Below are 7024 nucleotides of genomic sequence, written 5' to 3' on the forward strand. Positions count from 1 at the left end.
TAGCTTTTTAACTTTACAGGATAGCTTATGATTATTTGAAGTTCTGCGGCTTTGATATAGCTTCTGTGCTATCTCAGCATTATAGTCACTATTTATACTAGTGCGATTAAGTTCCTTTTTTATAGCTCTTTCACTATAGCCAATTTTATTGGCTATTTGAGATGTTTGGTATCCTAATTTAAGTAATTCTTCTATACAATATCTATTTGAAAGAGTTAAGTGCTTTGGCATTTTTTAGTTCCTTATCGTTTATTTTAGTTTCGTCAAAACCTAATAAACTATATTTGGAACTCTCTTTCAACTATTTAAAACTTTCAGAATACAATCTAGCTATAATATCTGATTACTTCGGTTACATCATTTCAACTAGTTAAGAATATCTAATAACAAGTATCTTTCTTTTGCAAATACGAATAGTAGCTATGCAATATTGTAGATATAAAAGACACTCCACCATGATTATAATTCCAATACAAAATCAAAGTTTTTAACATAAAAATTAAAAAGGAAGTATCTTCATGATAAAGAAAACAATTATAACAAGCCTACTTATAGCATCATCAGCTATAACTTTCGCGAATAGCTCTGTCCCATCAAATACTAATTCAGCAAACTCTAGTGATAGAGTATGGCTGGATATTTAGATATTACTGCCATGGGCTCTGCTGATAGCGTAGATTTATCTCAAGTTGCTAAAGATGGCTACAACGAGGCTGTTATAGCATTTGCAACTATAGATGCAAATAACAATATATCGTTTAAAAGTGACTATGAAACTCTTGCAGCTAAAAAAATCCAAGAAGCAAAAAATGCTGGATTAAAAGCAATAGTTTCAGTTGGCGGACAAAGTAACGTTAACACTTATAATCCTAATGGCACTGATGCTAATAGACTTGCTCAAAATATAGTCAACTTCCTAAACAAGTATGGTCTAGATGGTATCGATTTCGATATTGAAATAGCAGAAACAGCAACAAACAATGGCATATACCTAAAAAATGTAATTACAAATATAAAAGATATCGATAGCTCGAAGCTAGTACATAATAGCTCCTCAGATTAATAATGATAAACTAGTCTCAACAGGTAACGATGAGTTTTATGCACCATTATTTAATGCAACTAATAAAGTCTTGGACCTAGTTGATTATGTATATGTACAAAACTACAACTCAGCTCCTGAGCAAAAGCCTAATTTTGTTCAAAATGCATATACACTAACCAAAAACTACATCGGAGCAAAAACTGCTAAAATAGTTATAGGTTATCCTACCGCTGCTCAAGGTGGTGGGGCTGCTACAGTATACTTTCCTCAGTTTGATGGTGACTTTGAAAATGTTCCTTCAAACTCTTCGGCCTTACAAACTTATGCTGCTATGGAGTCAGTATATAACAACCTAGGAAACATCCCTAAAGATACTAAATTTGCTGGTTTTATGGGCTGGTCTTTAAATGTCGATTATGTTCCAGAAACATATAACACAGGTTCAGTCAAATACCCTGCTCACGGCGTAGGCGACTTTAGTTATTATATGTCTCCTTGTGCTTTAGATAGTAACAAGTGTGCTAAAATCCCTGATGAAAAAGAAACTCCAAAGACAGCAACTATTCTTGTACACAACAATAGTCCAAAGTATGGTTTTGATGGAGAAATCACTTTCACAAGCTCTAATGGTAGCATAAATACGCCGGGATACGTATCTCCAACAGGTGGTGCTGCTTCAGCCACGTCTCCTATTGGAACAAGTATAACTGTAGCACCAAAAATAACATGATATGCAAAACCACTAAGCTGTCCTAATAAAATAGACACCACTAAATATTCACGCGCTGAAATATATGTGGCTGACAATCCATCAGCTCCTGGAGCATTAGCTATTAACTGTGATTTTGGTAATTAAAAAATTTCCTCTTAAATCTCTATATGATTTTACCAATATTAATATCTTTAGTTTAGCTAGCTTTCTTTGATATACAATAACGCAAATAAGCTTCTTATATGATAAAATTATGAGACTATTATTCTAATTTTTAATTATTAAATGTCTAAAAAAATAGTTCTTACAGGTATAACACCTTCTGGCACACCTCATCTAGGAAATTATATAGGCGCTATTAAGCCTGCAATAGAAATGTCTCAAAGTAATGAATACAATTGTATGTATTTCATAGCTGATCAACACTCATTAATAAAGCTTTGGGATAAAAAACTACGCCAGCAATATATATATGAAATAGCTTCTTCATGGTTAGCATTAGGACTTGATCCTACAAAAGCTTCTTTTTATCGTCAATCAGATATACCTGAAATCATGGAGCTAACATGGATTATCAGTACAACTACTGCTAAAGGCTTATTGAACCGTGCTCATGCATACAAGGCATTAGTAGACCAAAATATTCAAGAGGAAAATGCTGATCCTGATAAGGGCATAACTATGGGTCTGTTTAACTACCCTATCCTTATGGCAGCAGATATTATAATGTTTGATGCAAACTTAGTTCCTGTGGGAAAAGATCAGATCCAACACATTGAAATTGCTCGTGATATTGCAAATAGATTTAATCATATATATAAAAATCAAATACTAAAAGCACCTCAAGCCCTAACTAGTGAAGACAGTCAAACAATACTTGGTTTAGATGGTCGTAAAATGTCAAAGAGTTATGATAATACTATACCTATATTTTCTACAAAGAAGAAGCTTAGAAAACAAGTTATGAAAATCATCACAAACTCTCAAACACCTGAAGAAAAAAAAGATCCAAAGAACTGTACTGTATTTGCAATATATAAAAGTATTGCTACCAAGGCTGAAGTTTCTTCTTTAGAAGAAAAATACTTAGCTGGTGGATTAGGTTGGGGAGATGCCAAGCAAATACTTTTTGAAAAAATAAATAAATATTTGACAGATGCACGAGAGAAATATGATTACTACATTAATAATCCCAAAGTTGTAGATGATATTCTTAATCAAGGTGCAGAGAAAATGCGCCCTCTAGCTATGAATAAACTTAGCGAAATTAAAGATTTAATAGGAATGTAAAATGATGCAGAGGTTAGATAATATAATTATAGCTAACTATAGCATTCATTCTTTGGCTCTTATATGCTGGGCAAAGAAAAATTTACACAATAACTTTTGCGTATTATCTGTAGATACTGGTTTTGCTGCTGAGAATTGGAATAGCTATTTAGGTAATGTATTCGCGTGGTTAAAAAATGAAGATATCGAGTTTTATCACCTAAAATCAGAAAACTCTTTTCAAGAATTAGTTAAAGCACGTAAGCAATTTCCTTCTCAGAAATTTAGCTGGTGTGCTGGCTTCTTAAAAGGTATCACACTGTTAAACAAAATTGATGAAATTGATCCTGATGCTGAAGCTACGATACTTCTGAGTCATCGAAAAGACTTATCAAAAGTTTCACAACTTTTGAAAAACCTGAAAGAAGAGGAAAAATATGACTATAGATCACTAGAGTACCCTTTATTAGATCTAAATCATGATGATATTTTAGAATTGACTAAAAAGCTGCCTTTTAAAGCGTTTTACCATAGCCTTGAATGTCAACCTTGTATACACTTAACACAACAAGAGTTTGAAAAGATAGCAAAAGCAGATATAAAAAAAGTTTCAGTATTAGAAAATGAAAAAAATAGCTTTATGTTTAATAATACACATTTCAACAAATTAGATAGCCATGCTTTTATTCATGGCAATATTTTAGAAGAATTATCAAAAGCCTGTAGTTGGGAATATAGCTGTGGGCTGTAGGGGAATAATATGAGTGAGTTTTTTTTATTTAGTTTGCTTACTGTTGTAGCTGCATTGATGAGTTACATCAATACAAAATTTCTGAAACTACCTAAGGCAATAGGACTAACTATATTATCAATAACCTTTTCGGCATTATGTGCCTCTTTTCTTAGTCCATCAAACTTTTTAGTAGTTGCTCTATCTAGTTTTGACTTCAAAAAAACAGTCTTAGATGGAATGCTGTCTTTCCTATTGTTCGCAAATGCTCTGCACTTCAATATGATCGATCTTAAAAAAGAACTTAAAGCCATATTTGGACTTGCCAGTATTGGTTTAATTTTGTCTGCTCTGACAACAGCCATTCTAATCTATGGATTCTGTATTCTGGTTGGTTTTGATATAAGCTTTGGGTACTGTTTGGTATTTGGTGCGCTTATTTCACCTACCGACCCAATAGCTGTCATTAGTACCCTTGCTGGTAATAAATCGATTCCAAAACACCTAAAAACACGCGTTGTTGGTGAATCATTGTTTAATGATGCTACTGGTATTGTATTATTTGTAATACTTTCAAATATAGTATTTTTTGGTAGTGGAGGAGACTTCGATCAAGGAATAACTAGCTCTGGTGTCAACTATGTTTGGATTATTACTAAGCAGATTGGTATTGAAGCTGGTGGTGGAATACTTCTTGGATATATATTTGCAAAAATAGCTTTAATCTTCCTAAAAACAAATGATGATTCTGAGACATCAATTTTTGTAACACTAGCTATAGCTAGTATGGGTTATGTGATTGCTCACAGTTTACACGTATCGGGACCAATTGCCATGGTTGTTGCAGGTCTAGTTATAGGTAATAGTCTTTCTGATCGTAAAAAAACTCATCCAAATCAGGTTGAAAAGATTGATAAATTTTGGATGATTATCGACAATATGTTGAACTCGTTTTTATTCATATTGATAGGTCTAGAACTAACTAGCATACCTTTCGATCATGGAGCTTTCTGGGTTGGTGCTGTCGGTATATTTATTGTAACATTTGCTAGATTAATCAGTATCTCAATCCCTATAACCGTTATAGATAAAAAACTATCTAGAGCATCTGCTAGAGACAACCTACTTGTTGCATGGTCTGGAGTCCGAGGGGGAATATCTTTGGCTTTAGCACTATCACTGCCTGATGAAGGTCATGTTATAGTTAGTATAACTTATACAGTCGTAATACTATCAATATTAGCGCAAGGTTCTACATTGAAGATAGTTCTAAATATGATCTATCCTCATAACCCAACCAAACAAGCAGCAAACACATCTACCGAGCTAAAATAAATCAACTATCCTTCTTTTTGCATTCTATGATGCTGCTGATGAAAACTTTTGACTAACTCTTTACGCTGCTGTTTTGCTATATGATGAAACTCTTTGATAGTAAGACTTCCATCATCTTCAAAGGCAGACTGAATAGTATCTTGTGAATAGGGAACGTTTATACAAGAAAATATAAAAACAACCAATAAAAAAATCTTTCTCACTATTTCAACTAACTAATAATTACTTTGTAAACGTCTATTATTAGCGCCATTTTCAGCATACATACTTTGCCCCATAGTTGATGACATCAAACTATGATATTGATAGTTTCTACCATAAAAATCAAAATAATTATCTGTAAACTCTTCTGGGAAAGCTGCTTGTAGAGTATCTTGATATGGCTGTGAATAATCTGCATAACCTTCTTGTTGCTGTCTGTTACCACCCCATACAATTTGTTTTGGAATATTATCGGCATTTATTACAGGTGATAGCATCATCTGCCAAGTTCAACTTAGTTGCTCCTTTTGACGGAGTATTAGTTAAACTCTGGCACTCCGTTACTATATGATTCATAAACAGCACAATACCCATTTAGACTGATTAATGTAATAGTAACTAATATAAATAATCTCATCCTAGCTCTTTATAAAATTATTATTATCCTTTAATATTGCCAAAGCTTGTTCATAATCACAATCATTTAATATCATTACAATCGCTACTTTTACAGACTTATTAGCTTTCATATAAAAATCTTGAGCTGTCACATAATCAACCCCTGTTGCCTCACAAATGATATTCTTAGAGCGCTCAACTAATTTTTCATTAGTTGGTTTAACATCAACCATCAAATTTTGATACACTTTGCCAACCGATACCATAGATAACGTTGATATTATGTTTAAAATAAGTTTTTGTGTTGTTCCCGCCTTAAGCCTAGTTGACCCAGTCAAAACTTCAGGACCAGGTACTGCCTCAACACTATAATCAGCATAACTAGATATCTTAGCTTGCTTAGTACAGCTAATCGCAATAGTAGTAGCATCGATAGAATTTGCATATTCAAGAGCCCCTATAACATAAGGTGTTCTTCCACTAGCTGCGATACCTATTACAACATCCTTATCTGTCAAATTTATTCTTAGCAAATCTGCTTTACCAAAATTAGGATTATCCTCTGCACCCTCTTGGGCTTGAATGAAAGCTTTTTCACCACCTGCGATTAATCCAATAATAGTATTATAATCAACACTAAATGTTGGTGGACATTCAACAGCATCAAGTATTCCTAATCGACCACTTGTTCCCGCACCTACATATATGATTCTACCGCCTTTTTTCAAGGCCTGTGATGTAACCTCGACTATCTTAGCAATATTTAAACTTTGCTCTTTTAATGCTTCAATCACACCATACTCTTCATCTATCATTAGATTCACAGACTCTTGGACTGACATCGAATCAAGGTTAAAGCTTCTTGGATTTCTTTTCTCTGTATTTATATTTTTTAACATACTCTATTTTAACTTCCTTAACAATTCCTAATGGGTAGAGATATTTACTTTCTAAATAAACTGGAGCGGCAGGTTCTATTTCTTCCTCCTCAGCTTTCTTATTTTTCTTTGCTTGCTCTTTCTTTCTCTCAGCTATTGATTTTGATTTATTTCTAGATTTATTTGACTTATCATTAACTTCAGACTTATCTTCAGGTTCTGCTTCATCACCTAACTCATCTTTTATTTCTTGAGCTTTAAAATCTAATGCTTCTGATTGAATATATATTTTATTAACTGCTAGATTGTATTCTCAATGTTTATAGAGATACCAAAATGTACTTCATTAGGTGTCAAGTAATTTAAACATTTCTTAGGTCTATTATTCAAGTCTATCTGTAACTTTCTAATGTATTGATGAGATATATTGTTAAAGTTAGTACCTTTAGGTATAA

Annotated in this window: 9 protein-coding genes and 3 pseudogenes; 6 read left to right on the forward strand and 6 right to left on the reverse strand. The window is 33.0% G+C overall.

All coding sequences use genetic code 11. The features are described 5' to 3' along the window. Positions 1 to 231 (reverse strand): helix-turn-helix domain-containing protein (locus F8C69_RS07960; RefSeq protein WP_159183974.1); only part of this gene is annotated, 231 nt, incomplete at its 3' end. A 287-nt stretch (positions 232 to 518) separates the two neighbouring features. Between F8C69_RS07960 and F8C69_RS11070 the strand changes: the two genes are divergently transcribed. The 6 genes from F8C69_RS11070 (at position 519) to F8C69_RS07980 (ending at position 5091) form a co-directional block, all read left to right on the forward strand. After that, the gene (locus F8C69_RS11070) at positions 519 to 644 is read left to right on the forward strand and encodes a hypothetical protein (RefSeq protein ID WP_267906215.1); all 126 of its coding nucleotides are present in this window, start codon (positions 519 to 521) and stop codon (positions 642 to 644) included. Beyond that, on the forward strand, positions 629 to 1063 hold the full coding sequence (locus F8C69_RS10755; RefSeq protein ID WP_234384184.1) for a glycoside hydrolase family 18 protein: 435 nt from the start codon (positions 629 to 631) through the stop codon (positions 1061 to 1063). Before F8C69_RS11070 ends, F8C69_RS10755 begins: the two co-directional genes overlap by 16 nt. 70 nt (positions 1064 to 1133) lie before the next feature. After that, complete coding sequence (locus F8C69_RS10760) at positions 1134 to 1775, forward strand: hypothetical protein (protein WP_234384183.1); 642 nt, start codon at positions 1134 to 1136, stop codon at positions 1773 to 1775. 267 nt (positions 1776 to 2042) lie between these two features. Further along, entirely contained in the window at positions 2043 to 3047 is a 1005-nt protein-coding gene (trpS, locus tag F8C69_RS07970) for a tryptophan--tRNA ligase (RefSeq protein ID WP_159184821.1), read from the forward strand. A gap of 4 nt (positions 3048 to 3051) precedes the next feature. Next, positions 3052 to 3777: a hypothetical protein gene (locus F8C69_RS07975; RefSeq protein ID WP_192189679.1), complete on the forward strand. Its 726-nt coding sequence runs from the start codon at positions 3052 to 3054 to the stop codon at positions 3775 to 3777. 9 nt (positions 3778 to 3786) lie between these two features. Continuing rightward, positions 3787 to 5091 (forward strand): cation:proton antiporter, encoded by a 1305-nt coding sequence (locus F8C69_RS07980; RefSeq protein WP_159184823.1) that lies wholly within the window; start codon positions 3787 to 3789, stop codon positions 5089 to 5091. A 5-nt stretch (positions 5092 to 5096) separates the two neighbouring features. Here the strand turns inward: F8C69_RS07980 and F8C69_RS07985 are convergent, their stop codons facing one another. The 5 genes and pseudogenes from F8C69_RS07985 to F8C69_RS11460 all read right to left on the reverse strand — a co-directional run. Continuing rightward, positions 5097 to 5294, reverse strand: a complete 198-nt coding sequence (locus F8C69_RS07985; RefSeq protein ID WP_159184824.1) for a hypothetical protein — start codon at positions 5292 to 5294, stop codon at positions 5097 to 5099. A 12-nt stretch (positions 5295 to 5306) separates the two neighbouring features. Continuing rightward, positions 5307 to 5710: pseudogene (locus tag F8C69_RS07990) on the reverse strand (hypothetical protein). A gap of 1 nt (position 5711) precedes the next feature. Continuing rightward, complete coding sequence (gene murQ, locus F8C69_RS07995; protein WP_159184825.1) at positions 5712 to 6590, reverse strand: N-acetylmuramic acid 6-phosphate etherase; 879 nt, start codon at positions 6588 to 6590, stop codon at positions 5712 to 5714. Beyond that, positions 6544 to 6867: pseudogene (locus F8C69_RS10765) on the reverse strand (hypothetical protein); the annotation flags it as partial. The pseudogene F8C69_RS10765 and the gene murQ, both read right to left, overlap by 47 nt. A 2-nt stretch (positions 6868 to 6869) precedes the next feature. After that, positions 6870 to 7024, reverse strand: a pseudogene (locus F8C69_RS11460) (IS30 family transposase); the annotation flags it as partial.

The organism is Francisella noatunensis subsp. noatunensis (genome assembly GCF_009823375.1).
GTDB classification, from domain to species: domain Bacteria; phylum Pseudomonadota; class Gammaproteobacteria; order Francisellales; family Francisellaceae; genus Francisella; species Francisella noatunensis.

What these genes read in the sequence shown, in the direction of transcription:
- F8C69_RS11070 (WP_267906215.1), top strand. Translation starts at nt 519, where the DNA reads ATGATAAAGAAAACAATTATAACAAGCCTACTTATAGCATCATCAGCT.
- F8C69_RS10755 (WP_234384184.1), top strand. Translation starts at nt 629, where the DNA reads ATGGCTGGATATTTAGATATTACTGCCATGGGCTCTGCTGATAGCGTA.
- trpS (WP_159184821.1), top strand. Translation starts at nt 2,043, where the DNA reads ATGTCTAAAAAAATAGTTCTTACAGGTATAACACCTTCTGGCACACCT.
- F8C69_RS07975 (WP_192189679.1), top strand. Translation starts at nt 3,052, where the DNA reads ATGCAGAGGTTAGATAATATAATTATAGCTAACTATAGCATTCATTCT.
- F8C69_RS07980 (WP_159184823.1), top strand. Translation starts at nt 3,787, where the DNA reads ATGAGTGAGTTTTTTTTATTTAGTTTGCTTACTGTTGTAGCTGCATTG.
- murQ (WP_159184825.1), bottom strand. Translation starts at nt 6,590, where the DNA reads ATGTTAAAAAATATAAATACAGAGAAAAGAAATCCAAGAAGCTTTAAC.